This is a genomic window from Pseudaestuariivita atlantica (assembly GCF_001205715.1).
GTDB lineage: Bacteria > Pseudomonadota > Alphaproteobacteria > Rhodobacterales > Rhodobacteraceae > Pseudaestuariivita > Pseudaestuariivita atlantica.
Genome location: NZ_AQQZ01000023.1, coordinates 1 through 23,905 on the forward strand (window position 1 = coordinate 1; position 23,905 = coordinate 23,905).

At 60.5% G+C, this 23,905-nt stretch carries 25 protein-coding genes; 18 read left to right on the forward strand and 7 right to left on the reverse strand.

Translation table 11 applies throughout. From position 1 onward, the window contains the following. The 6 genes from ATO11_RS20065 to ATO11_RS20095 all read right to left on the reverse strand — a co-directional run. A partial coding sequence (locus tag ATO11_RS20065; protein ID WP_207382999.1) for a hypothetical protein occupies positions 1-181 on the reverse strand: 181 nt, incomplete at its 3' end. Beyond that, a complete protein-coding gene (nuoK, locus tag ATO11_RS20070; protein ID WP_050532696.1) occupies positions 178-489 on the reverse strand; it encodes an NADH-quinone oxidoreductase subunit NuoK in 312 nt (103 codons plus the stop codon). The genes nuoK and ATO11_RS20065, both read right to left, overlap by 4 nt. Next, positions 486-1,004: an NADH-quinone oxidoreductase subunit J family protein gene (locus ATO11_RS20075; protein ID WP_050532697.1), complete on the reverse strand. Its 519-nt coding sequence runs from the start codon at positions 1,002-1,004 to the stop codon at positions 486-488. The genes nuoK and ATO11_RS20075 overlap by 4 nt, the downstream gene beginning before the upstream one ends. After that, positions 1,001-1,900, reverse strand: a complete 900-nt coding sequence (locus ATO11_RS20080) for a complex I subunit 1/NuoH family protein (RefSeq protein ID WP_050532698.1) — start codon at positions 1,898-1,900, stop codon at positions 1,001-1,003. Before ATO11_RS20080 ends, ATO11_RS20075 begins: the two co-directional genes overlap by 4 nt. Then, positions 1,897-4,029 (reverse strand): heavy metal-binding domain-containing protein, encoded by a 2,133-nt coding sequence (locus ATO11_RS22595; RefSeq protein WP_207383000.1) that lies wholly within the window; start codon positions 4,027-4,029, stop codon positions 1,897-1,899. Before ATO11_RS22595 ends, ATO11_RS20080 begins: the two co-directional genes overlap by 4 nt. Next, positions 4,026-4,388 (reverse strand): NADH-quinone oxidoreductase subunit A, encoded by a 363-nt coding sequence (locus ATO11_RS20095; protein ID WP_050532701.1) that lies wholly within the window; start codon positions 4,386-4,388, stop codon positions 4,026-4,028. Before ATO11_RS20095 ends, ATO11_RS22595 begins: the two co-directional genes overlap by 4 nt. A 370-nt stretch (positions 4,389-4,758) precedes the next feature. Between ATO11_RS20095 and ATO11_RS21430 the strand changes: the two genes are divergently transcribed. From ATO11_RS21430 to nhaA, 18 genes are all read left to right on the forward strand, one after another. After that, positions 4,759-5,400, forward strand: coding sequence for an RNA polymerase sigma factor (locus ATO11_RS21430; RefSeq protein WP_082176507.1), 642 nt, complete (start codon positions 4,759-4,761; stop codon positions 5,398-5,400). Between the two features lie 526 nt (positions 5,401-5,926). Then, positions 5,927-7,093 (forward strand): copper-containing nitrite reductase, encoded by a 1,167-nt coding sequence (gene nirK / locus ATO11_RS20110; protein WP_082176509.1) that lies wholly within the window; start codon positions 5,927-5,929, stop codon positions 7,091-7,093. Positions 7,094-7,606: 513 nt separating this feature from the next. Next, complete coding sequence (locus tag ATO11_RS20115; RefSeq protein WP_050532705.1) at positions 7,607-8,764, forward strand: NAD(P)/FAD-dependent oxidoreductase; 1,158 nt, start codon at positions 7,607-7,609, stop codon at positions 8,762-8,764. Next, positions 8,761-10,095, forward strand: a complete 1,335-nt coding sequence (locus ATO11_RS20120; RefSeq protein WP_082176511.1) for an SAM-dependent methyltransferase — start codon at positions 8,761-8,763, stop codon at positions 10,093-10,095. Before ATO11_RS20115 ends, ATO11_RS20120 begins: the two co-directional genes overlap by 4 nt. After that, a complete protein-coding gene (locus ATO11_RS20125; RefSeq protein WP_050532707.1) occupies positions 10,092-10,997 on the forward strand; it encodes a DMT family transporter in 906 nt (301 codons plus the stop codon). The genes ATO11_RS20120 and ATO11_RS20125 overlap by 4 nt, the downstream gene beginning before the upstream one ends. A gap of 104 nt (positions 10,998-11,101) precedes the next feature. After that, complete coding sequence (locus ATO11_RS20130) at positions 11,102-11,386, forward strand: DUF5676 family membrane protein (protein ID WP_050532708.1); 285 nt, start codon at positions 11,102-11,104, stop codon at positions 11,384-11,386. Then, a complete protein-coding gene (locus tag ATO11_RS20135; protein ID WP_082176516.1) occupies positions 11,386-13,173 on the forward strand; it encodes a DUF3141 domain-containing protein in 1,788 nt (595 codons plus the stop codon). Before ATO11_RS20130 ends, ATO11_RS20135 begins: the two co-directional genes overlap by 1 nt. A 76-nt stretch (positions 13,174-13,249) precedes the next feature. Beyond that, entirely contained in the window at positions 13,250-14,614 is a 1,365-nt protein-coding gene (locus ATO11_RS20140) for an acetate/propionate family kinase (protein ID WP_207383001.1), read from the forward strand. Beyond that, positions 14,614-15,645, forward strand: a complete 1,032-nt coding sequence (locus tag ATO11_RS20145; protein WP_050532717.1) for a bifunctional enoyl-CoA hydratase/phosphate acetyltransferase — start codon at positions 14,614-14,616, stop codon at positions 15,643-15,645. Before ATO11_RS20140 ends, ATO11_RS20145 begins: the two co-directional genes overlap by 1 nt. Further along, positions 15,642-16,568, forward strand: a complete 927-nt coding sequence (gene fabI, locus ATO11_RS20150) for an enoyl-ACP reductase FabI (RefSeq protein WP_242601481.1) — start codon at positions 15,642-15,644, stop codon at positions 16,566-16,568. Before ATO11_RS20145 ends, fabI begins: the two co-directional genes overlap by 4 nt. Beyond that, positions 16,565-17,176 (forward strand): ubiquinol-cytochrome c reductase iron-sulfur subunit, encoded by a 612-nt coding sequence (gene petA / locus ATO11_RS20155; RefSeq protein WP_050532709.1) that lies wholly within the window; start codon positions 16,565-16,567, stop codon positions 17,174-17,176. Before fabI ends, petA begins: the two co-directional genes overlap by 4 nt. A gap of 32 nt (positions 17,177-17,208) precedes the next feature. Beyond that, complete coding sequence (locus ATO11_RS20160) at positions 17,209-17,901, forward strand: CBS domain-containing protein (protein WP_050532719.1); 693 nt, start codon at positions 17,209-17,211, stop codon at positions 17,899-17,901. A gap of 257 nt (positions 17,902-18,158) precedes the next feature. Further along, the gene (locus ATO11_RS21910) at positions 18,159-18,338 is read left to right on the forward strand and encodes a hypothetical protein (protein ID WP_134643183.1); all 180 of its coding nucleotides are present in this window, start codon (positions 18,159-18,161) and stop codon (positions 18,336-18,338) included. Positions 18,339-18,454: 116 nt separating this feature from the next. Continuing rightward, on the forward strand, positions 18,455-18,763 hold the full coding sequence (locus ATO11_RS20165; RefSeq protein WP_242601482.1) for a DUF2933 domain-containing protein: 309 nt from the start codon (positions 18,455-18,457) through the stop codon (positions 18,761-18,763). Beyond that, a complete protein-coding gene (locus ATO11_RS20170; RefSeq protein ID WP_050532711.1) occupies positions 18,760-19,407 on the forward strand; it encodes a methyltransferase family protein in 648 nt (215 codons plus the stop codon). The genes ATO11_RS20165 and ATO11_RS20170 overlap by 4 nt, the downstream gene beginning before the upstream one ends. Positions 19,408-19,586: 179 nt before the next feature. Continuing rightward, positions 19,587-20,639 carry an aspartate-semialdehyde dehydrogenase gene (locus ATO11_RS20175; protein ID WP_050532712.1) on the forward strand — a complete coding sequence of 351 codons (1,053 nt, stop codon included), beginning with the start codon at positions 19,587-19,589 and terminating at the stop codon, positions 20,637-20,639. 9 nt (positions 20,640-20,648) lie between these two features. Continuing rightward, a complete protein-coding gene (locus tag ATO11_RS20180) occupies positions 20,649-21,992 on the forward strand; it encodes an APC family permease (RefSeq protein ID WP_050532713.1) in 1,344 nt (447 codons plus the stop codon). Next, positions 21,989-23,131, forward strand: a complete 1,143-nt coding sequence (gene nhaA / locus ATO11_RS20185) for a Na+/H+ antiporter NhaA (protein ID WP_050532714.1) — start codon at positions 21,989-21,991, stop codon at positions 23,129-23,131. Before ATO11_RS20180 ends, nhaA begins: the two co-directional genes overlap by 4 nt. Before the next feature lie 27 nt (positions 23,132-23,158). On the opposite strand, the gene ATO11_RS20190 is transcribed toward nhaA, so the two are convergent. Further along, positions 23,159-23,524: a potassium channel family protein gene (locus ATO11_RS20190; protein WP_242601483.1), complete on the reverse strand. Its 366-nt coding sequence runs from the start codon at positions 23,522-23,524 to the stop codon at positions 23,159-23,161. Positions 23,525-23,905 lie beyond the last annotated feature (381 nt).

Genomic DNA, 23,905 nt, shown 5'->3' on the forward strand with positions numbered 1-23,905 from the left:
GCAGGAAGGGCAGGGTAGCCGTCAACTCCGCGCCGCCCGCCACTCCGGCGAACAGCGCGATCGCCCCGGCAAGGCCCAAGGCCGCACCGGTCAGCGCAATCGCCTCGGGCACGCGCCGCAGGGCAAGTGCCGCAAGGCCCGCGCCGAAAGGCGCGAGGAGTGTCAGTGCAAGCCAGATCACCCCTTAAGCTCCCGCGCTTCTTCCATCTCGACCGAACCGCGCGAGCGGAACCGGGCGATGGCGATGCCGAAGCCCACGGCCATCTCGACCGCCATCACCGCCATGACGATCAGCACGAACATCTTCGCCGCTGTCACATCGGGGTGCAGATAGCGCCAGAAGGCCACGAGATTGAGCAGTGCCGCGGCGAGGATCAGCTCGACCCCCATGATGATCATGACAAGGTTGGTCTGGCTGAGCGCGCCATAGAGACCAACGCCGAAAAGCGCCGCACCGACGCTGAGCGCGATCATGAGCTCGGGGATCATTGGGTATCCTCCTCTTGCGGGGCGATGGCGACCATGGTCGCGGCGATCATCGCGGTCAGGATCATCAGCGCCGCGCTTTCAAAGATGAACATCGAGCGTCCAAGGATTTCGCGACCCAACAAGCGCGCCTGTTCGTCGGCCCCGGGCACGTCGGGCGCGGGGCCTTGCCATCCGGCGGTCCAGATCACCACGAGTGCGGCGACCAAGCCAATCCCGCCCGCCCAGAGCGACAGGCGTTTCTGGTGTGTCATGTCCATCTTGCCCATGCCGCCGGGGTCCATCATGAACATGACCATGAAGATCGCCATGACGCTCATCTCGGTGGCCATCATCATGATCTGGAGCACGCCCAGAAATTCGGCCTGCATGACAAGGAACATCGCCCCGATGGCGGTCTGACTGAAGAGGAGCGCGATGGCCGAACGCACCATGGAATGCGTGCGAAAGACGACTACGCCGAACCAGATCGCGGCAACGCCGAAAAAGGCCAGAAACAGGGCGGTGGCAAGGCTCATATCGGCACCACGAGGGCGATGACGCCCACAAGGAAGATGTTGGCCAGCGCCAGGGTGATGCCGAGCTTCCAGCTCAGTTCAAGATACTTCGCCTCGCGCAGGCGCGGCAGTCTGGATCCGAGCGCAAGCATCCCTGCTGCCACGGCGAGCGTCTTGAGCGCAGTCCAAACCCAGCCCGGCAGCCACGGGCCAAGCCAGCCTCCGAGGTAGAAAGTGACGGTTGCGCCGGCCAGTGCGACGATGATCACAAGCCGTGCCAGCCGCAGGACGGCCAACCGCGCGCCGGTATATTCAGCCTCGACCCCGCCTGCCAGATCGCCGCCGCCTGTGGGCAGGTCGATGGGCGGCAGCCATGCGACACCCATTGCCGCGATGACGAACAGGACGAAGCCGATGGGCTGGTAGGCGATGTTCCACAAGGCCGCCTGCGACAGGACGATCTGGGTGGTGGAGAGCGACTCCGCCCGCATCGCCACCGCCGTAATGGGCATGACGATCAGCATGGCATAGGCGATGAACTGGCCCAGAAACCGCCAGCCGCCGACCATCCCATAGGCCCCGTTCGGCCCCCAGCCGGCCATGATAAGCGCGACCAGCACGTAAGCCAGCGCGGCGTTCAGAAACAACGCGCCGATGGCCAGATCGGTGATGATCAGCCCCGGTGCCAGCGGGATAACGGCGACTGACAACAGGCCCGCGACCAGCAAGAGGACCGGGCCAACCTCGAAAAACAGCCTGTCAGACGTGCGCGGCAGGATCTGTTCGCGGCCCAGCAGCGCCAGCGCCGAGGTCGCCGGCCGTGTGAGGCTGAGGCGTCCATGGACGGCCCAGCCTTCGAGGACGGCCACGGCGTAGCAGCCGATCGCGAGAGCGAGGATAATCACCGCGATGCTCATTGGGTCGCGCTCCAGGGATCGAGATCGAGCGAGCCGATCACGGTCAGCGCATCGGCAAGTTCCATCTGCTTTATCACGTCGGGCACATGCGCAGCGAGTGCCGCGAAAGGTGTGGTCAGATGGGTCGAGGAAACCATGCCACCCTTCAATGTCAGGTACAGCGTTGCCGGTCCGCGCGGTGTCTCCAGTGCGGCCATGCCATGGCCGTCGCCTTTTGCACGCGGCACCGCTGGCATCGCAATCGCGCCCGCCTCGGCTATCAGATCAAGGCTTTGCGCAATCTCCGCACAGCGTTGGCGTAGCCGCGCCATGGCGTCGCCTTGATCCTGCGTGATGGGTTCGAAACCTAATTCGTCGTAGACCACGTCGCCGTGTCTGGCATCGGACGGGTGCCCCGCCGCACGCGCCGCGGGACCTTCCAAAGCACCCTTCAGCGTTCCGATGCCGGACAGTTTTGACCTCAGAAACGAACCCTGACGGGCTGCGGTCAGCAGGCTATTGATGGCGCCCTCCTGTTCGGCCAGCCCGTCTGCTTGAGCAGTGCGAACGTCGCATTGCAGGTCCGCGGCCTTTCGAGACAGCGAAAACAGGCCAACCTGACGGGCCAACCCGGCAAGCCAGTTGAGGTGGCTTGCGATCCTTTCACGTTCAACCGCCGCGGCGCGCGCCGTCAGCACGTCTTTCGGCGCTGTCTGCCCTGTTGCAGCTTCGGCAGCGCGGCAGGCCAGTTCGCGCATCGCCACAGGTGACAGGGGCACCGCGTCTGCAAGACTTGCAGCAAAGTCTTCGAGAGCAACGCCTGATGGCAGCGCTGCCGCGTCCATCCCTTTAATATCGGCGCCCGCGATGCTGTCTCCATCGAGGGTCAGTACCATTTGCAGACCGCCTGGCAGACCCGGGAAGAATGGGCCGAATGGAGCGTCTATCCATTCCATCACCAACCCGTCGGGGCTGACCGGTTTGCCTTCGGTCAGCTCGACCATGGACATGAAATGTGGCTCGATCCCCGGGATGTCTGGCGCCGCGCCGTGGCCTGCGTGGCCATGATGCGCGCCATGCGCATCCTGCTGTTCGTGTGCGCCATGCGCGGCGTGCTCTCCTTGGCCCTCTTGCGCTGGCATGTCCTTGTGGTGCTTGTGACCGCCATGTCCACCATGCCCATGCTTCCCGGGCTCGGTCTGAGGGACGAGGTCCATGCCGCATTTCGGGCAGGAGCCGGGCGCGTCGGAGGTGACCTCCGGGTGCATCGGGCAGGTGTAGGGGCCTGTCGGCTCCGAGGCCGGTTCGGCGTGATGGCCGTGGCCGTGATGCGCGTGATGACCGTGGTGCGCGTGCTCTCCGGCCTCGGCCTGCGGGACGAGGTTCATGCCGCATTTTGGACAGGAACCGGGCGTGTCGGAGGTCACTTCCGGGTGCATCGGGCAAACATAGGAGGCGGACGTCTCGGCGCTTGTCACAGCATCCGACTGATGATGGGCCTTTTCTGCTTGCGTGGAAACCGCGGACGATTTTTCATGGCCCTCATGGCCCTCATGGCCCTCATGGCCCTCATGGCCCTCATGGCCCTCATGGCCTTCATGGGCGTGAGGCGCAGCGCCCGAAACCCTGCGTTCCACAAGGAACATCCCGCATTTCGGGCATTTGCCGGGTTCGTCCGAAATGACTTCCGGGTGCATGGGGCAGGTGTATTCGATCCACTCCGACAGGGCAGGCGCATCAAATTCCGCGATGTCTGGTGCAAAAGCCCCATTGCGGATCAGCTTGCGCAAATCTTCCAGTCCGGAGATCAGGCCCGCCTGCGACATCTCCGCCGTCACGTCCGCAGAGGGCAGAGGGCCAAGATCGACCTCACCAAGTGCCAGAATGCATCGGGGTCGTGGCATTTGGGCCCAGACGACGCTGGCCGCATCGGCCAGCGCAGTGGGCAAGGGCCCCGCGATCAGCAAGACGTTCGCGTGGCGCGGCGTCACCGCGCGGATCAGCCCTGCGGCATCCAGATCGAGACCAAGGGCATTTGCGACATCCTCACCGGGAACAACGAACGCGCGCAAGTCCCGCGCCATGGCCCCGGCGACCAACCCGCGGAAACCGCGCAACAGACCCTGACGTGCCCCAGACAAATCCATCATTGCCGCCTCAGCGCGCCCTGGCTCCATCCATAGAGCAGGCCGAGAAACAGGATCGCGAGGAAAACGCCCATGTCGAGCAGGGCGACCAGCCCTTCCTCGCGATAGACGACAGCCCACGGGTACATGAAGGCCATTTCCATATCGAAGGCCAGGAAGAGGAGAGCATAGCCGTAATATTTGGCGTGGTATCGCACCCAGACCGGATCCCGGGCCAGCGTTCCGGCGGTTGCGGGCACGTCCTTGGCAGGTTCGGCACGGGCCCGCCCGATCGCACGGGCGAGGGCGTAGATACTCAGGACCAACCCGACCGTTCCAAGCGTCAGACCGAGCAGAATGGCGTATTGTGTCAATTCACTCATGTCCCCCTTGGATCCTTTCTCGCTTGGTCAGATATGCCAGATCTGGTACGCCGCACGAAGAAGCCGTGCGTAGTCCTTTCCATCCACGTTAGGACAAGGACGCTCAAAAAGAAAAACGATTACTAAAATTACATCCCCAACCTGACGACGCTATTCGAAGCACTGAGGCTGTGAAAATCGCTGCGCCTTTGTCTTCACCAACCATGCGATCAAATTTCGTAGGCGCGATGGCCTGCTGATTTCAAAATCACTGGAATTGAAGTTCCGCTCTGGAATTGATAGATTCAAGGCACCTGCACATGGCGACATTTTTGATGATTCCGCCTGCGGGGTTGGAATCGGAACTTCTGTGCAATGGCGGCGTGCAACCATGTCGGAAACCAAAAACCATATCCCGAAGGGCAGCGACGCTGATCAGCGCGGCCTAGAAACAACCCTGTCGGTGAACAGAAATGCGTTTTTGGGCTTCTTAGTCAAACGGCTGGGAAACCGAGCCGATGCTGAGGACGTGCTGCAGGAATTTTGCATCCGCGTTCTGGCACGTAAGGATCAGCTGCGCGAGGCGGACCGCATGGACGCCTGGCTGTACGCGGTGTTGCGTTCGGCATTGAATGATCACTATCGCAAGTCGGGACGGTCCAGGCGTCTGAAGGAGGCTGTCGCACTGGAAGCTCAGTCTGCTGTTGTCACGGATGACCCGGTCGAAGACATGGACGTGATCTGCAACTGCGTCAAAGGGTTGGTCACTGAACTGCGTCCGAGTGATGCCGAACTGATCCGCCGAATTGACATCGACGACGGTGATCGCGCGATGGTTGCGGCAGACCTGGGGCTGAAAGCCGGAACGCTGAACGTTCGTCTTCACCGCGCCCGTGCCGCCCTGGGTGACGCACTGCTGGCCCATTGCGGCCCTTGTTGCCATCATGGCTTTGACGATTGCTCCTGTCCGCCGGCTGGCTGCGAGCATCCTGTTGAAGAGACCGATTGCGGAAACGAAGAAAGCGCCTTGTAATGCTGCGCTCCGAACGGCGTCTTCAGACCGAAGCCGTTTCAGGAGTATCGCATGGCTGGTGTGACGCAAGAGGATCGGGCAACCGAGAAGCTGTTTTCGGGCCTCTTGTGCAGATGCAAAAGCACCGTGCAGGCCGATATAGGGAAGCTTTCGGGCGAGTTGTTCCGCAGAGTTGATACCGAAGGCCAGAGCATCGAGGTCGCGGCGGAGGCTTTGGGGCTCGGCACGCGGGATGCCCGTACGCTCTTGTTCATGTTTCGAAAGCGCATGGCCAGTGCCCTTGTCGGTTCGATATCGGCTGCGCACCCAGCCCGCGGGCCCAGGCCAAATTAGGGTATTGATCCGGCGCATGATCCTGTCCTTGGCGCGCCGCGCGGGTTCCAGCGAGACTGCAAATTCCAGATCTCTGTAATGTTCGGCCACAGCCGGCGTCTTACCTTCAGATCGCCCGGACGGTTTCCCGCAGAAGGGATCTCGAACGGCTGGCCCGGGCGGCTCTCGCATCTGACAGGTGAAAGGAAGAGTCATGAAACGCCCAACCGAAAGATCGCAAACCGAACACTATAGCCCCGAAATTTCTGAGGACAGCGCCCCTGCGCGGATCGACCGTCGCAGTGTGCTCGTTGGCTCCGCTGGACTGGCTGTTGGCGGAGTTCTGGCTTCGACCGCCGCGCGCGCGGATGGCGATGGGACCACGCAGCTCGCGCAAAGCCGGGCGGCAACACCAGGTGGCGGGGCGGGAAACCGGCTCTACAGCGCCAATCCGACCCATTCGGACATGGCCGACATCAGCCAGAATCCGGCCAACGTGCCGCCGGCGATTACCCGCCGCGAGCCCGCAACAGTGCGGCTGGAGTTCGAGACAATCGAGATCGAGGCACATCTGGACGCCAACAGCACCTATCGCTTCTGGACCTTTAACGGCAAGATCCCCGGACCGTTCGCGCGGGTGCGCGTCGGTGATACGGTCGAGGTTTACCTCAAGAACCACGAGGACAACTGGTACGCCCACAACATCGACCTGCACGCCGTCACCGGACCTGGTGGTGGGGCCGCTTTGGCGCAGCCGGGGCCCGGCGAGGACTACAGCTTCAAGTTCAAGGCGCTGAACGCGGGTCTTTACGTCTACCACTGCGCAGTATCCCCCGTGGCGCAGCACATCTCGAACGGCATGTATGGGTTGATCCTGGTCGAGCCGGAAGAAGGCTTGCCGCCGGTCGATCGTGAATACTACGTCATGCAGGGCGAGCTTTATACCGAAGAACGCTTCGGCACCTCGGGCCTGTTGAATGAAAGTTACGACAAGCTCGTGGATGAACGCCCCGAGTTCTTCATCTTCAATGGCCATACCGGTGCCCTGACCGAACACTATCCGCTGAAGGCCAATGTCGGTGAGACCGTACGGATCTTCTTTGGCGTCGGTGGACCCAACTACATCTCGTCCTTCCACGTCATCGGCGAGATCTTCGACAGGGTCCATCTACAGGGCTCGCTCGAGACGCCACCACTGAGGGATGTCCAGACCGTGACCGTGCCAGCAGGCGGCTCGGCGATGGTAGAATTCAAATGCGAAGTGCCGGGGCGGTTTGTTCTGGTGGATCACGCGCTTTCGCGGGCCGAAAAGGGGCTTGCCGGATATCTTTTCGTCGAGGGCGACGAGGCGCCGGATGTCTTTTCTTCGCTTGATGGGTGAACGGACGGCGCGGAACCCCAACGCTAAAGGTGCATGCGAGGCGGACCAACTGCCTCGCATGCAGCCACCTTGAAGTGCCGTTTTGAACCTGAAAACTTGGGGCTTGAGCAATTTCATGTCGAAGTCTCTTCACCAATCGTCCGACAAGGCTCTGGTCCCAGACGGCTCAGCAAAATCGCTTGATCGGCAAGAATATCGCCAATCCTCATTGGCCTCGACGTCTGATGAAAACAAGAAAACCTGTTCAGCTGTAATGAACGCTCGCAGCGAGCGTCTTCCCCTATGTACAGCGGATACTGTATTTATCGAAAAGGAAGACAGAAATGTTTGGGATTCTCATTTTTGCGGGTTTTCTCGCCTCGGCACTGCTCTCAGCCAGGGTAGTCGACTTTCTGCGTCATCGTACCAGAGTTCAAGATGGTCGCGTCGCGATCCCGGTGGAAAGCCCGAAACGCCGACATTGGCATTGACGGCGTCGTCTGGAAAACTGCCCGAAGATCGTCGAACACTGCGATGGCGAACTCTACGAGGATAAGTATCGTCGGGGCCGGTCCAGCTGGCCTTGCCTGCGCGATCGTGCTGGCGCGTGGCGGTCGGAAGGTCGTTGTGCGCGAGTGGAAAGATCGGGTGGGCCACAGGTTCCACGACGATTTCCAGGGTCTCGAAAATTGGACGAGTGAAAAGGATGTTCTCGAAGAACTGGCCGCAGTCGGGATAGCTGCCGATTTCGACCATCATCCATTCAACCGCGGCACGGTTTTCGATCCGTCCGCGCGCAGCTATGTCGTCAAGGGGCGACGACCGCTCTTCTATCTGCTCCGCCGAGGTCCTGGCGAAGGCACACTCGACAGCGCCCTTCTGGCCCAAGCCCGCGCCGCAGGTGTCGAGGTCCGTTTCGGCGACCGGGTGAAGACGTTCGCCGATGCGGGCATCCTGGCCGCAGGGCCACGCGAGGCCGCCGTCATCGCGGCGGGGCATGTTTTCGAGACGGACATGCGCGACGGGGCATGGCTGGCCCTTGGGGACGAGATCGCGCCAGGTGGCTACGCCTATCTTTTGGTACGGGACGGGCGAGGCACCGTCGCAAGTTGCATGTTCACGGGATTCCGCGACCACGCACGTCATGTGAAGGCTTCCGAAGACTTCTTTCGTGATCATGCCGGGCTCGAAATGCGTAACGCTCGCGCCTTTGGCGGGTATGGCTCTTACCGTTTGCCGCGCAGCGCACACCAGGGCGGACATCTTGTGATCGGCGAACATGCGGGTTTTCAGGATGCGCTTGCCGGGTTCGGTATACGCCATGCGATCCGCTCTGGCGTTCTGGCGGCTGAATGTATTCTGACGGGCGCTGACTACACCGCCCGCTGGCAATCGGAACTGGGACCGTCGTTGAAAGCCGGCATTGTCAACCGTTGGATGTTTGGATTGGGCGGAGAAGTTGGCATGCGTATCGCATGCCGCAAACTCGCAAAGGATGACGCAGGGGACGTGCTCCGCCGCGCATACGATCTGACCGCCTTCAGGCGGCTGGCGCTGCCACTTGCCCGTCGCCGATACCGCACCGCGTTGGAAGACCCAAGTTGCAGTCACGTCGATTGCGATTGTGTCTGGTGTCGTCACGGCGACCACGGCTCAGCGGGGACAAATGACAAAGTGGGGGAAACTGTATGAAATACGAACCCAACATTCGCGCCTCAAAGCCGGGTCGCCGTGCGCCGCTTGCGTTCCGGCTTCTGGATAGCGCACTGCGAAAATTGGTCCGGACCGGCATGCTTGAAGTCTGTTTTCCCGATGGCGAGACCAGACGCTACGGCATGGGAACACCAACGATTGCGATTGCGATCCACGATTGGTCGACACTGCGCCGGATCGCGTTGAATCCGGACCTCGCAATGGGCGAGGCGTGGATGGAGGATGGACTGTCGGTCGAAAAAGGCGACTTGTACGGCCTGATCGCCCTTTGTCTGGAGAATTTCCAGAACACCCGCGTTCCATGGCTTTGGCGTTTGCGCGACCGGCTGCGGATGACACTCAGACGGGTCACGATGCACAATCCCGTTTCGCGTTCGCGCCGGAATGTCGCCCACCACTACGATCTGGGTGACGATCTTTATGATCTCTTTCTCGACTCTGAACGGCAGTATTCCTGCGCCTATTTCGAGACCCCGGAAGATAGTCTCGAGGACGCGCAAGTTCACAAGATGCGCCACATCGCGGCCAAACTGCGCGTGCTGCCGGGACAGAAAGTGCTCGACATCGGTTCAGGCTGGGGTGGTTTGGGGACGTATCTTGCTCAAACGTCCGACGCGCCGGTGACCGGGGTCACGCTGTCGGTGGACCAGCAGAAATATGCAAACGAAAAGGCGCGGCGCGACGGGTTGGATGACCGGGTCCGCTTTGATCTGCGCGACTATCGCCGTCAGACAGGCCGCTTCGACCGGATCGTGTCGGTCGGCATGTTCGAGCATGTCGGTGTCGGGCATTACGGCGCGTATTTCGCCAAGCTTGCGGATCTGCTCGATAAGGACGGCGTGGCGCTGGTGCATACGATCGGCAGTGCTCGCCCGCCGCGTGCGCCTGACCCGTGGATATCAAAGTATATTTTTCCGGGCGGCTATGTTCCGTCGCTGTCTGAAATCGTCCCGGAGGTTGAACGGGCGGGGCTCGTCATCGCGGATATCGAAGTGCTCCGCCTTCACTATGCCGAAACGCTGAAAGCCTGGCGGGACCGCTTCATGGCGCGGCGGGAAGAGGCGGCGGCGCTTTACGACGAACGCTTCTGCCGGATGTGGGAATTCTATCTGGCGTCCTGTGAAGCAGGGTTCCGCTACAACCATCTGGTTGTATTCCAGATCCAGCTTGCACACCGGTTGGATGCCGTTCCGGTGACGCGGGACTACATTGAAGCGTCGAAACAGCATCTCCCTGAATTGAGCGGCGATGTGGATGCAGATATTGTGAAGCGAGAAGCACGCAGAACACGCAAGGTCGCCGCCGAATGACCCTCCGAAAATCCTCGCTGATCGTTCTGGTCATGTTTCTCTGGGCGGCCTGCTTCCCGCTCATCGTCGCGGGTTTTGCGTATGCGCCACACTTGACCTTCGCAGCATTGCGCGCGTTTCTCGCCGGATCGGCGCTCGTGGCTCTCGGGATGATACTTGGCCGGTCCTGGCCGCGCGGCATGCGGGTATGGCTCGCGATCTTCGGTATTGGCCTAGGGGCTACCTCGCTTGGATTTCTCGGTATGTTCATGGCGTCCGAATTCATCTTGCCCGGGCTCGCCACGGTGCTGGCCAACGCACAGCCGCTGATGGCGGCTGCACTAGCGATCGTGGTGCTTGGTGAGCGGTTGGGCGGGCGCAGCAAGGCGGGGCTTGCTCTAGGATTTATCGGCATCCTGCTGATTGCAGCGCCACAGTATCAGGCGCCGGCGGGCAACACTTTCGTGCTTGGCTCCTCGTATATCCTCTTGGCCGCCGTGGGCATCACGATCAGCAATGTGCTGATCCGCGCGCTTGCAGAGCGTGCCGATACCTTGATGGCAATGGGAAGCCAAATGCTGATTGGTGGGATCCCACTCCTGGTTGGCGCGTTTCTGTACGAAGATCCGATGTCCATCACGTTCTCACCTCAGTTTCTTCTGATTCTGTTTACGATTAGTCTCTTTGGGACTTCGCTTGCTTATTGGTTGTGGAGTGAGATTCTTCGAACAACTGAGCTCAGCCGCGCCAACGCCTTTGCGTTTCTCGTACCTGGCTTCGGGCTCGCCATGGGCGTGGCCTTTTTTGGAGAATCCATCGGACTTCTGACGGGTCTGGGCATTCTTGTAACGCTTGTTGGCATTGCCATGACCAATATGGATCGCCCCAAATCCACCCTAACAGCTGATGCCTCTGCGAATTGAACTGCTGCAGCCAAACTGTCGAAAACGTGTAATGCCCCCGACTTTCGAGCGTCTTTCTCAGTAAGCGCCAGTAATCGCACTGCGTGAGAATAGGAGGCTCTGACATGACCAGCATTAGCGAAACACCCCGCGCTGCGCGCATCCCGATCCAGGCCTTGGGCTGGAGCCTGGGTATTTTCTTCGCGATCACCTACACGATCTGCGTCGTCTTCGACTTGGTTTTCCCAGGGCAGAGCATGACCAACCTCTGGAACCCGCTGCTGCCATGGGTCGATGGCATCAGCCTCGGAGGTTACGTCCTCGGCGTTGCCGAAACTCTGCTTTACGGCTGGTTCGTCGCGCTGATCTTCGGCCCGTTGTTCAACTTCTTTGCAGAGCGGAGCGCGTGATGGCCAAGACCAAATCCCCCAAACGGAAGCTCAAGTCGGTAACGTCAGAACCGGTCGTCTCTCAGGCCAACCAAAGTAGCCCTATGGCCGAGAAGCCGAAGATGGCTCAGATCGAACAGTCGACAGCCACCGCCACAACGTATCCTCGGGACCTGTTTGAACGGTGGGTCCTGTTCCTTGACACACTGCGCGAGCGTGCCGACAACATGATAGAGCACCAGCGGCGGGGGATGCCACCACTTCTGGATTTCAAATACGAAACCCTCCTCGACGCGCGACACTTCGATCGTCCCGCCAACTACGCTCTCCTCAGGATCACCGAGATCGGTGACGATTGTTGGGACGATTGCGTCGACATGGCCAAGCCGCCGGTCATCGTCGTTGACCCGCGCGCCGGCCACGGCCCGGGCATCGGCGGCTTCAAGCGCGACAGCGAGGTGGGCATTGCGATGCACGAGGGCCACCCGGTCTATTTCGTTGTGTTCTTTCCCGAACCTGAACAAGGGCAAACCCTCGCCGACGTGCACCATGCGTTACGCCGCTTCGTCGAGGAAATCGCCAAACGGCACCCGGACCATCCACCCATTCTTTACGGAAATTGCCAGGCTGGGTGGGCGATCACACTTCTGGCAGCTGACTGCCAGGGGCTTTCTGGCCCGATTGTCCTGAATGGCTCGCCGCTCTCCTACTGGGCCGGTGAGGCCGGAACCAACCCGATGCGGATGATGGGCGGGCTCGCCGGGGGCAACTGGGCTGCGCACATGACCGCGGACCTTGGCGACGGACGCTTCGACGGCGCGTGGCTCGCGCAGAACTTCGAGAACCTGCAGCCGGAAAAGGCGATCTGGGACAAATACGCCCATCTCCTCTCGCATATCGACGACGAGCGCGAGCGGTTCTTGGAATTCGAGCGCTGGTGGAACGGTTTCTACACGCTGAGCCGCGAGGAAATTCTCGCAATCACGGAGAACCTCTTCATCGGCAACAAGCTGGAAACCGGCGAGATGCGAGTCTGCGATGGCTGCACCGCCGATCTGCGGCGGATCCAGAATCCGATCGTGATCTTCGCCTCAGAAGGCGACAATATCACCCCACCGACGCAGGCACTGGGTTGGATCCCGAAGGTTTATGCCGATACGGATGCGCTGAAGGCCGCAGGACAGCGGATTGTCTATCTCATCAACCCCCATGTCGGGCATCTTGGAATTTTTGTCTCGGCATCGGTGGCGCGGCTGGAACACCGCGCGATCCTCGAAAGCCTCGACGAGATCGAGACCCTTGAGCCCGGCCTCTACGAAATGAAGATCGACAATCCCACCGGCGATCCCGACTGCGAGAAGCCTGCTTATTCGGTCAGCTTCGAGCCGCGCGAAGTGTCTGAAATCGGCGAGGTGCACCCCGAAGACGCACTCAGAAATGTGGCGCAAGTCTCTCGGACGGGCGAGGCGGCCTACGACCTGTTCCTCGGCCCGTGGATAAGGGCAATCACCACACCGCAATCGGCGGAGGCTCTGCGCGCAATGCATCCGATGCGTTGGACCCGGTTGATGTTTTCGGCGCGCTACAACCCGTGGATGGGTGTCGTGCAGGCGATGGCCGACTCGATCCGCCCAGACCGCGCGCCTTTGCCGGACGATGATCCCCAACTGAAAGCGGAACGCGAGGCAATAGAGCGGATCGGGGCCAGTCTTGGCGCGATGCGTGTCGCCCGCGATCACGCCATCGCGGTGCTCTTCAAGGCGCTCTACGCACCGGGCGCCGGGTTCGTAAATCAAGCGAAGGAATGAGTGATGCAATGGATTGTAGATAACTGGCTGATCCTGCTGCTCGGCGGTGGGATGGTGGCCATGCACCTCTTCGGTCATGGCCACGGAGGTCATGGCGGCGGTCACAGCGGACATGGCCGTGGCGGGCGAAACAATTCGGACGATCATGCGGGGCACGAGCCCCACGATTCCGATGCCGCCGAAACTGAAAACAAGTCCCCTGCGCCGGAACGTCCGACGGATGACGGGCGGGCATGAGATGCAACGGCCTGCGATCCTGGTCCTTAACGCGGGATCATCCAGCCTCAAGTTCGCCCTCTTCGAAGCGAGGCAGGGCGGCGCGCGAATGGCCAGCGGGGCGGTTACGGGAATAAGTACGGATACCGCCCGGTTCAATTGGACCGTGACCGGCAATTCAAAAGGCGTGCAACGAGACGGTGCATTTCCCGACCATTGCACCGCACTCGACGCCGTGATGTCCGAGGTCATCTCAAACCGCCTTGCGGCGCTGCCGGTCGCCGTTGGTCACCGTGTCGCCCATGGCGGACCTGATTGCGATTGCCCTGAAGAAGTCACTGCTGACCTTCTTGCGCGACTGCGCGGTCTGGTTCCGCTCGCTCCCCTGCATCTGCCCGCCAACATCGCGGGGATCGAGGCCATCGCGGCCCTGCGCCCTGACCTGCCGCAAATCGCCTGTTTTGATACCGCCTTTCACAATGGCCTTCCGCGGGTCGCGCAGATGACAGGTTTGCCGCGCGAGATCGAGACGCCTGAGCTCAGACGCTACGGCTACCACGGCCTAAGCTACGAATACATTGTTGGAGCACTGACCCAAGATGGCGTCAACGTCGACAAAGAGCGCCTGATCGTTGCGCATCTCGGCAACGGGGCCTCTTTGGCCGCCATCCGGGGTGGCCGGTCAATCGAAACGACGATGGGGTTTTCTCCAATATCGGGCGTACCCATGGGCACCCGGTCCGGCGATATCGACCCCGGCCTGATCCTGCATCTGCTGCGGGAAGCGGCAATGTCGCCGGCGGATCTCGGGAACCTTTTGCGAACTCGATCGGGCCTTCTGGGCTTGTCGGGGGAAAGCCGCGACATGGGTGTTCTTATCGAGCGCCACGACGCCGCCGCCGCCGAGGCGATCAGGTACTTCTGCTATCACGTTCGACGCCATCTGGTCGCGCTGACCGCGCCGCTCGAAGGTCTCGACCGATTGGTCTTCACGGGCGGCATCGGTGCCAATGCCGCGCCTGTACGCGAATTGATCTGTGCCGGACTTGGCTATCTCGGGGTCGGTATTGACCACGAGACCAATCTGGCGGGGCACAAGACCATCTCCGCAGCCGGCTCGCGAGTTATCGTCGAGATCCGCCAGACCGACGAAGAACAGGTCATCGCCGATCACGTCGCGCGGCTTTGCGTGGAATGCGCATCTGGGCGGAAGGAGGCATCATGATGGCAAAGCACGACACAGCCCGGACTCTTGCCGCACTCGTTGACGGTGCACGTGCGCATGGACCCGTTCGGGTCGCGGTCGCCGATGCCGCGCAGGAGGTCGTGCTGGCGACCATGCGTAGGGCAATGGAAGAAGGGCTGGCTGAACCGCACCTGGTAGGGCCCCGGGCGGAGATCGAACCACTGTCTGCGGCCACAGGCTTGAAACTCGACGAGACGTGCCTGCACGACAGCGGAGGGGATGCCGACGCGGCGCGCCTGGCGGTCGGACTGGTGCGCGATGGCAAGGCCGACGTTGTGATGAAGGGCAACCTGCATACAGACGTCTTCATGCGGGTCCTTCTTGATGCCGAAACCGGGCTGCGCGTCCCTGACAAGCGGGTGAGTCACCTGTTCCTTCTCGAGGTGCCGGGGCATGACCGGTTGTTAGGTATTACAGACGCGGCGATCAATATCGCCCCGGATCTCGCCGCCAAAGCGCAGATCTGCCAGAATGCGATTGATGCCTTCCATGCGATCGGCGTGGCCGAGCCGCGGCTGGCGGTGCTGTCGGCGGTCGAAACGGTGACGGCGTCTATAGGCTCCACCCTCGACGCGGCCAGCTTGACCCTTATGGCACGGCGCGGGCAGATCATCGGTGCCCTGGTCGACGGGCCGCTTGCATTCGACAACGCGGTCTCGCCGCGTGCCATGGCGGAAAAGGGCATCACCTCGGAAGTTGCGGGCCGGGCTGACATCCTGCTGGTCCCCGATCTTGTCAGCGGCAACATGCTGGCCAAGGCGCTCGAATATCTCGGCGGAGCCAAAGCTGCCGCCCTGGCGCTCGGACTGGCCGCGCCGGTGGTCCTGACGTCACGTGCGGATACCGAGGAGACGCGGATCGCGTCGCTCGCCCTGGCGTCGCTTCTCCTGCGGAGCGGCGGCGCATCACGCGCTACTGGTATGGGCGAGGAATTGCACCGGACATTGCGGGCCGCGCCGATGCCCGAGGCCGATTGCCACCCACTTCCTCTGCAGGACCTAGCAAAATGACCACCCATGAAATGAAGAAACAGGATCATTCCAACGGGATCCCTTCCGAGGCGTCCGGCGGGTCTGCCAGGCCCAGCTTTGAAGACTGCTGCGATCCGCGCGAATTGCTCGAACTTACGGGTCGCAATGGATTGGTGATCGGTATCGCCAATGAGCGCAGCCTGGCATGGCCGGGCGCCTTGCATTTCCGTCAGGCTGGTGCGGACCTGGCCATCACCTATGTCGGCGAACGCGCCAGACCGCATGTCGCGCCGTTGGCGGAGCGTGTCGACGCGCCGATTTTCCTGCCCTGCGATGTCGGGCGTGCGGGCGAACTCGAAGCCGTTTTTGCTGCGATCCGCGATACCTGGGGGCGTCTGGATTTTGTGCTGCACGCAGTAGGAAAGGCCCGGCCCGAGGACCTGCGCGGCCGACTGACCGATTGTTCCGCCGAGGGCTTTGCCGAGGCCATGACCGTCTCGGTCCATTCGCTCATCGCCATCGCCCGCCTGGCCGAACCGTTGATGACACACGGCGGCAGCCTGATCACGCTCAGCTATCTCGGCGCCGAGAAGGTGGTCGAGCACTACAACGTGATGGGCCCGGTCAAGGCCGCGCTCGAATCCACCGTCAGATATCTCGCGCACGAACTCGGACCGAAAGGCATTCGCGTGAATGCGATCTCCGCCGGTCCGGTGGCGACGCGTGCCGCGTCCGGGCTGGTCGGGTCCACCGATCTTCTGGCTGCCAGCGCGAAGATCGCGCCGCTTCGACGCAATATCAATACCGACGACGTCGGCCTGGCCGCCCTGCTTCTCGCAAGCGACTACACCGCCGCCATCACTGGCGAGACCCTGCATGTCGATGCCGGAGTGCACATCGAAGGACCGGTCGGCAGAGGTCAGATGCAGGGTGAGACCGAACCACGGAAGAAAGAGACATGACAGACATCGACAAGAGCGCGCCTGAGCAGGGTAAAGACAATTCGGAAAGCAGACGTGATTTTCTGTACTACGCAACTGCTGGAGCGGGTGCTGTGGCCACAGGTGCCGCCGTCTGGCCCCTCATTGACTCGATGAACCCGTCTGCCGATGTCCTCAGCCTGTCGACCGTACGCGTCGACTTGTCCGGTATGGAACGAGGTCAACGGATTACCGTCAACTGGCAGGGCAAGCCTGTCTTTGTCTGGCGCCGGGCTCAGGAAGCCATCGATATAGCGCGGGCGACACCTCTTGATGCGTTGGTCGACCAGACGGACAGCGCCAAGGAAAACCCGAACCACCCCCAGACGGAGCCTGCGCTCGACCAGAACCGTACAGCGGACGAGGCCGGTGAATGGCTGATCGTCATCGGGATCTGCACGCATCTTGGATGTGTCCCCGTTGGCCAGGGGTCGGGAGATGCTCTTGGGGAGTTCGGCGGATGGTTCTGCCCGTGTCACGGCTCTCACTACGACACGTCCGGACGGATCAGGAAGGGACCCGCCCCGCGCAACCTCGACATACCGCGCTACACGCTCGCCGACGATCTCATGTTGACCATTGGGGCGTGAAGGCAACCGACAAACAGAAAGGACGCAGAACCATGAAAGCTAAGGACATCATGAAGACCGCTGTTGTCTCCATACGTGACGACGGAACGGTTGAGCAGGCCGTCAATTTGATGCTGGAAAATCACATCAGCGCACTTCCGGTTCTCGACAGCGACAACAGGCTCGTAGGCCTCATCAGCGAGGGAGACCTCATCCGAAGACTGCGCGACGGCGGAGCAGAGCGTCGCTCGTGGTGGCTCGAGATGTTTTCCGGCGAAGGCGACGCGCGGGATTATGTGAAGGCACGCAGCCATCGCGTTGCTGACGTTATGACCCGCGATCTCGTCACGGTTGATGAAGGTACGCTGCTTAGCGAGATTGCCAGAACGCTCGAAACCCGCCGTATCAAACGCGTTCCGGTGTTACGGGATGGCAATATGGTCGGGATTGTATCCCGCGCCGACCTTGTCCGAGCGCTGGCGCAGTCAACCGCAGGAAAGCTGCCGTCGCCCGCGCCCGAGGACGAGCCGCTGCGCAGATCGGTCGAGGCCGCGATTGCCGAGGTTCCCGGCGCATCGGTCAACCTGATCAACCTCATTGTGGAGAATGGCAACGTCGCCATCTGGGGCATTGCCGACAGCGATTTCGTTGAAAACGCAATCCGGGTCGCCGCCGAAAATGTCGATGGCGTGCGTTCAGTTGACGTCCGCATGGGTCGACTACCAGCATGGGCCTATGGGATTTGAGGATGCCATGGATCGCGGCCTGAAAGGGCACATGAAAAGAAGGGTGACAAATGCAAAGGCTGGGTATCCACGAATTCATCGTTCCTGAACTCATCTCTGGAGATGTCATTGAAGCGTCAGCACTTTTTGTGGCGAGCCACGACTGAGGAGGATGCTCCTTCAGAGTGACTGATGGGAGAAAAAAAAACTGTGACTTGGGTTGTAATGCTTTGCGCCGCCAAGCGTCTACTCGGTGAACCTTGAAAACGGAGGCACCGATGAAGAACGACAAAGTGACCCAAGTGCAGCAAAGCACCGCAGGCTTGAACGCGGGATGTTGCTGCAGTGGTTCGAAACACGAGACGAAAGACACGGATCATCAATCCGTTGCGGCGGTCCAGCCATCTGGAAAGCCTGAAACGCCAGCAAAAAAGCTGCGGCGGGTGTTGCGGGCATGACTGAGGTGCAAAGGCACGTCTCAACACTATGCTGATGAAAGCAGGTTGCGAAGCCGAGGCGACGCTTTCCCCTCATGTCCTCGGCTTCGATACCCATTTTGCGAAGGCCGCTCCGAATGTGGCCCACGCACATCGCACACGCTGTTTGGAGTTTTTTTGAAATGGAAGCACACGATCATCACGGCAAACCGGAAGAAGAGCCGGTGCCTGTTGTGCCCTTCTGGAAATCCCGCGCCGGTGTCTATCTGATCGTCGCGCTCGCTCTGGGCGGTCTGCTGCTTGGCTATGAACACCGCGTTCATATTTTTGCCAGCGACTGGATCCTTTGGCTGCCGCTCCTGATCTGCGTTGGTATGCATTTCTTCATGCATGGCGGGCACGGTGGCCACGGCGGGCATGGGTCCGACGGAAATGATAAGTCATGACCGAACCCTTACCCTCCTATGGACTTTGGCTGCTGGTATTCATCAACTCTGCAGTCTTCATCCTCTTCGCCTTCAGCTTCTTCAAGCCGCAGACATCGCGCGACTGGCGCAGCTTCGGAGCTTTCAGCGCCTTCATCGTGGCGCTCTTCGTCGAAATGTATGGGTTTCCCCTGACAATCTTCTTTCTGTCGGGGTGGCTTCAGTCCAATTGGCCCGGAATCGATTGGTTCGCACATGACAGCGGGCACCTGCCGGAAATGATCTTCGGCTGGCGGTCGAACCCGCATTTCGGGCCGTTCCATCTCCTGAGCTTCGCGCTGATTGGCGGCGGCTTCTGGCTGATCTCAGTGGCCTGGCACCATCTCTGGAGTTCCCAACGGCAGGGACGGTTGGCAGTCACGGGGCCCTACGCCCGGATACGCCATCCGCAATATGTGGGCTTCGTCCTGATCATGGCCGGGTTCCTGGTGCAATGGCCGACGATCCTCACGCTCGCCATGTTCCCGGTCCTCGTGTGGATGTATGCGCGACTTGCGAAAAGCGAGGAGGCCGACAGCCTTGCCCAGTTTGGGGAAGCCTGGGAGAGATATGCAGAGGATGTTCCGGCGTTTCTACCTCGATTCCGGGAAGTTGCCGCGCAATGAACGCAAGCGTTCTGGTCCGTTTTTGTAAGGCGCAAGCTGGCTATCGGGAAACCGGAGCGACGTCAGTTTTTTCCGATTATCGAGCGCGCGCCTGCGAATTGATCGATGATTGAGTTTGAGATCGGAAATGCAAGACGGATTTGCGATTTGAAAGCGCCGAGACCAAGAGAGCGAACGGAGTGAGCAATCTGGTGATCCTCGGAGGATCCGGTGATGTCGGGTCGCGGCTTATTCGCCTCCTTTCCGACCATCAGGAATGGAAGGTTTGGGCGGTTTCCAGGCGAAGCCGCGTCGTTGAAACGACGCTGGAGAACGTCGTCTATACTGCCCTCGACGTTGCGCGCCCCGGAGCGGCCAAGTCACTTCCCGACGACGCCATCGTCGTTAATCTTACTGAAGCGACGCTACCGGAACTGGTGGCCGAACGCCTCGCAAGAGGCGAAACGGTCCTCGATACATCGGCGACGCCGAGCTATGTCGATGCCCTGATCCGGGCAGCGGCCGGGACAAACGGATGTCTTGTTACGGGCGTTGGGACGGCTCCGGGTCTCAGCACATTGATGGCGGCAGATCTGGCAAGCGACGAACAGTTAGAGACGCTGCGTATCGGCCTCGAGCTTGGCATGGGCCGTCATTATGGGCAGGCAGCGGCTGAGTGGTTCTTTCGGACGCTTGGACAACCTTATGACGACCCGGTCACTGGCCGGTCCGTAGTTCCTGGCACGAAGCCGTGGAGATTTAATTTCGCGCGGAACGAGGCGCCGAGACTGGCACTCGATGTGGCGTTTCCCGATGAGGGCATACAAACAAATGGACGCGATGTCTTTGTTCGCCACTACCTGGCCGTCGATCCACCCTTTGTCACACGCCTATTTGCAGCGGCACAACGGCTTAGACTCGGACGCTGGATGTCAAAGCATTCCCTGCAAATGACAAAACTAACACAGTGGCTACCGCAATTCGGGCAAATAAGAACAAGGATTACGGCGGTTGCGTTCGATTGCGAGGGTAGGGAGATTGCCGCGAACCTGTTCGAAGGTGGCGATCAGGCTGATTTGACGGCTGCGATGATACTGGTGACACTTGAGGCAATGCGGTCCGGCGATGCGCGACAGGCAGGGGCGAATTCCATTGTTGACCACCTTGATCTGGAGCGGGCGCTGAGCGGTCTGCGTCGCCACTTTCCAGGCATAAAGCCTTTGTGCATGAACACTCGGCCCAAGCCGAACTAGGAAACAAGAATGACGGGACACGATATGAAACACGACCACGGCGGCGACGGCTACAAGAAGAACTCCATCACTTTGGGCGGCGCGGTTGCCATGGGCACGGGCGTGATGATCGGGGCGGGGATCTTTGCCCTGACGGGTCAGATCGCTGAACTTGCCGGGCCGCTCTTTCCCATTGCCTTCATCATCGGCGCGATCGTCACCGGGTTCAGTTCCTACAGCTATATCAAGATGTCCAACGCCTGGCCCTCGGCAGGGGGTATCGGGATGATCCTCCAGAAGTGTTACGGACCGGGGGCGGTTGCGGCAGGGGCGGCGCTTCTCATGGCGCTCAGCATGGTGATCGCGGAAAGCCTCGTCGCAAGGACCTTTGCCACCTATCTTTTGCGTCCGTTCGATATCGAGGGCGGGCCGCTTGTGCCCATCCTTGCCGTTGGGGTAATCCTATTCGCCTTCCTCGTAAACATCGCGGGCAACCGGTCAATTGGGCTGTTCTCGATGGTCATGGCCGCAATCAAGATCGGGGGCATCGCTCTCTTCGGGATCGCGGCCCTGTGGTCGAGCGGGTTTGAATTCGCTGCCGCGTCGCGGGACGCTGTGGATTTCGGCCCGATGGGTTTCGTCGCCTCGGTCGCGCTTGCCATTCTTGCGTTCAAGGGGTTCACGACGATCACCAACAGCGGCGCCGAGATCACCGATCCCAACCGCAACGTGGGGCGCGCGATCATGATTTCGATTGCGCTGTGCGTCGTCGTCTATCTGCTCGTGGCCTTCGGTGTCGGATCCAGCCTGACCATAGACGAGATCATTGCCGCCAAGGACTATTCGCTGGCCGAGGCGGCGGAACCGGCATTGGGTCAGGTCGGCTTCCTGCTGACGGTCCTGCTGGCCGTTGTGGCGACGGCCTCGGCGGTTCTGGCGAGTGTCTTTGCGGTCTCGCGGATGCTTGCGATGCTTACGAATATGAAGATGATCCCGCATAGTCACTTCGGCATGTCCGGTCCGATCCAGCGGCATACGCTGGTTTACACCGTGGTGATAGCATCCTTCCTTGCTGTGTTTTTCGATCTGAGCCGCATCGCGTCGCTGGGTGCGTTCTTCTATCTGACGATGGATATGGCCGTGCATTGGGGTGTCTGGCGCTACCGCAGGGCAGAGATCGGTGCCTCGGGTGTCATCATTCTTGCAGCACTCGGGTTTGACGCGATCATTCTGGTAGCGTTCACTGCCATGAAGCTACAAAGCGATCCCGCGATTGTCGCCTACGCGGCCCTTACGATCGCGGGAGTCTTTCTGTTCGAACGCGCCTACCTGTCGCGCTGGCTGGCACCGCAAGATGAGCCCGCCCACAGTTGACGGATATTGCCACGCAATCGGTCCGCGACGGGCGGCGCGCGGGGTTCGCCATGCTCGTCGGTCTTGCTCTGGGTATGGCGGCCGCGAACTCGCCGCTGGCGGACATTTATGCGATTGTGCATCACCTGCCTCTGCTGGTTGGGGCGGGCACCTGGGCAATCGAAGCCCCTCTGATCGAGTGGATAAATCAGGGCCTTCTGACGGTCTTCTTCTTTCTCATCGGTCTTCACACAAATCACGAGCTGACCAGTGGGGCGCTGTCCGAACCCGGTGCGGCCGTGCTTCCGGCAAGCGCGGCGCTTGGGGGCATGATTGTGCCGGCAGCGATCTACTTCGGGCTCAATGCCGGAGATACCGTCGCCCTGCGTGGCTGGGCAATCCCGATTGCGACAGACATCGTCTTGGTCCTTGGCGTCCTCTCGCTGTTTTCGGGCCGGGTTGACCCTGCGATCATCGCCTTTGCCACAGCCGCAGCGATTTTCGACGACCTTGGCGCGGTAATTGTCATCGCATTGTTCTACGGAGCGTTCGATCAGTTTTGGCCGCTTTGGGTGGTGGTTGGCGGCTTAGCAGGTCTATTTCTGCTTAATCGAACCCGAAGGGCATCTCTCTTGCCTTACCTTGCCTTCGGCTGCGTTCTCTGGGCAGGACTTATACTGACCGGTCTCGAAGGAGCCATTGCAGGGGCAATTGTCGGGTTTTCATTGCCGCTGTCGTCGTTTCCGCCAAGAGCGACAGCGCGCGCCGTGCGGCGCGTTTCGCCAGTTGCTCTGTTCTGTGTTGTGCCAATCTTCACATTCTTCAACGGCGGCGTCATGATGGATTTTGCTCCTGCTGACCCACAGGCATGGTCTGTCGCAATCGGCGTTGCGATTGCTTTGATTGTCGGTAAGCCTTTGGGAATTCTCGGCGGAACACTTCTGGCGCTTCGCCTCGGCATCGGAACACTCCCGCCCGGCACCTCGATGCGGGACGTCATTAGGGTCTCACTGCTGGCTGGCGTCGGTTTCACCATGAGCTTGTTCATCGTCGGTGCGGCATTCGATGCAACTCCGATCGCCGCAACGGCAAAACTCGCCGTTGTGAGCAGTTCAGCTTTCGCCGCATTGCTCGGCATCATTGCGTTCAAGATGCGCTGATTGTTTGAGCCCCTAGCAACGGATGCCTCACTCCTCGTCTTTGGGCTCGACACAAGGCTCCCAGTCCCACAGGCGGTTCATCGTCGCAAACAGGAAGGATGCGGACCAGGCAATCAGCAGGAGCCCGTTGAGGGCCTCGACACCGGCGATAAACCTCATATGACTAGTTGGGACGATATCGCCAATCCCGAGCGATGTGTACATGACAGCCGAGAAATATAGATAGTCGAGCGGGTGTGCCATGTCGGGTCCCTCAAAGCCACCGATCCCGAACCACGCCCCCGCAATCCAGAAGCCGCCTGCGAAGAGCCCGATCTGGAACAGATGGGTGACAAACAACAGACTCACGATAGACAGAACGCGCGTATGCGGCCACATCGGAATGGATGCCATGTGGCCCGAGCAGAAGCGCAGGGATACCAAATGCAGATAGGCTGTTGCGACAAAGAGTGCGACAGATATGGCTATCGAAACTAACAACTGTGATCTCTCTCTTGATCTTGTCGGCACGAGAATGGGTTATGACCCAATGCGTCAAGATAAACTAGGATCATCCATTTTTGGAGGCTCGGGCTACTGGTCGATGTGGGAGGCGATGTATTGCGCGTTATTGCAGCGCCTGTTGACCGATCCTGCTTCGCGGGAAAGCCAATGTCGAAATTGGTCGTTTTCTGGACGCCTCGGCAACAGAAACTCTCCAAAAATTAATAAAAGAACGACTCTCAGATATCTGGGCGTTCACAACCATAATTAACATAAACTTCATTATGCGCC

Bases quoted from the DNA above. Each gene is read 5' to 3' on its own strand.
- ATO11_RS20115 (WP_050532705.1), top strand. From the start codon at position 7,607: ATGGCGAACTCTACGAGGATAAGTATCGTCGGGGCCGGTCCAGCTGGC.
- nuoK (WP_050532696.1), bottom strand. From the start codon at position 489: ATGATCCCCGAGCTCATGATCGCGCTCAGCGTCGGTGCGGCGCTTTTC.
- ATO11_RS21430 (WP_082176507.1), top strand. From the start codon at position 4,759: ATGTCGGAAACCAAAAACCATATCCCGAAGGGCAGCGACGCTGATCAG.
- ATO11_RS20130 (WP_050532708.1), top strand. From the start codon at position 11,102: ATGACCAGCATTAGCGAAACACCCCGCGCTGCGCGCATCCCGATCCAG.
- ATO11_RS20095 (WP_050532701.1), bottom strand. From the start codon at position 4,388: ATGAGTGAATTGACACAATACGCCATTCTGCTCGGTCTGACGCTTGGA.
- ATO11_RS22595 (WP_207383000.1), bottom strand. From the start codon at position 4,029: ATGATGGATTTGTCTGGGGCACGTCAGGGTCTGTTGCGCGGTTTCCGC.
- nirK (WP_082176509.1), top strand. From the start codon at position 5,927: ATGAAACGCCCAACCGAAAGATCGCAAACCGAACACTATAGCCCCGAA.
- ATO11_RS20165 (WP_242601482.1), top strand. From the start codon at position 18,455: ATGTGGCCCACGCACATCGCACACGCTGTTTGGAGTTTTTTTGAAATG.
- ATO11_RS20125 (WP_050532707.1), top strand. From the start codon at position 10,092: ATGACCCTCCGAAAATCCTCGCTGATCGTTCTGGTCATGTTTCTCTGG.
- ATO11_RS21910 (WP_134643183.1), top strand. From the start codon at position 18,159: ATGAAGAACGACAAAGTGACCCAAGTGCAGCAAAGCACCGCAGGCTTG.
- ATO11_RS20180 (WP_050532713.1), top strand. From the start codon at position 20,649: ATGACGGGACACGATATGAAACACGACCACGGCGGCGACGGCTACAAG.
- ATO11_RS20075 (WP_050532697.1), bottom strand. From the start codon at position 1,004: ATGAGCCTTGCCACCGCCCTGTTTCTGGCCTTTTTCGGCGTTGCCGCG.
- ATO11_RS20120 (WP_082176511.1), top strand. From the start codon at position 8,761: ATGAAATACGAACCCAACATTCGCGCCTCAAAGCCGGGTCGCCGTGCG.
- ATO11_RS20190 (WP_242601483.1), bottom strand. From the start codon at position 23,524: ATGGCATCCATTCCGATGTGGCCGCATACGCGCGTTCTGTCTATCGTG.
- petA (WP_050532709.1), top strand. From the start codon at position 16,565: ATGACAGACATCGACAAGAGCGCGCCTGAGCAGGGTAAAGACAATTCG.
- ATO11_RS20160 (WP_050532719.1), top strand. From the start codon at position 17,209: ATGAAAGCTAAGGACATCATGAAGACCGCTGTTGTCTCCATACGTGAC.
- ATO11_RS20140 (WP_207383001.1), top strand. From the start codon at position 13,250: ATGGCCACGGAGGTCATGGCGGCGGTCACAGCGGACATGGCCGTGGCG.
- fabI (WP_242601481.1), top strand. From the start codon at position 15,642: ATGACCACCCATGAAATGAAGAAACAGGATCATTCCAACGGGATCCCT.
- ATO11_RS20135 (WP_082176516.1), top strand. From the start codon at position 11,386: ATGGCCAAGACCAAATCCCCCAAACGGAAGCTCAAGTCGGTAACGTCA.
- ATO11_RS20080 (WP_050532698.1), bottom strand. From the start codon at position 1,900: ATGAGCATCGCGGTGATTATCCTCGCTCTCGCGATCGGCTGCTACGCC.
- ATO11_RS20145 (WP_050532717.1), top strand. From the start codon at position 14,614: ATGGCAAAGCACGACACAGCCCGGACTCTTGCCGCACTCGTTGACGGT.
- ATO11_RS20170 (WP_050532711.1), top strand. From the start codon at position 18,760: ATGACCGAACCCTTACCCTCCTATGGACTTTGGCTGCTGGTATTCATC.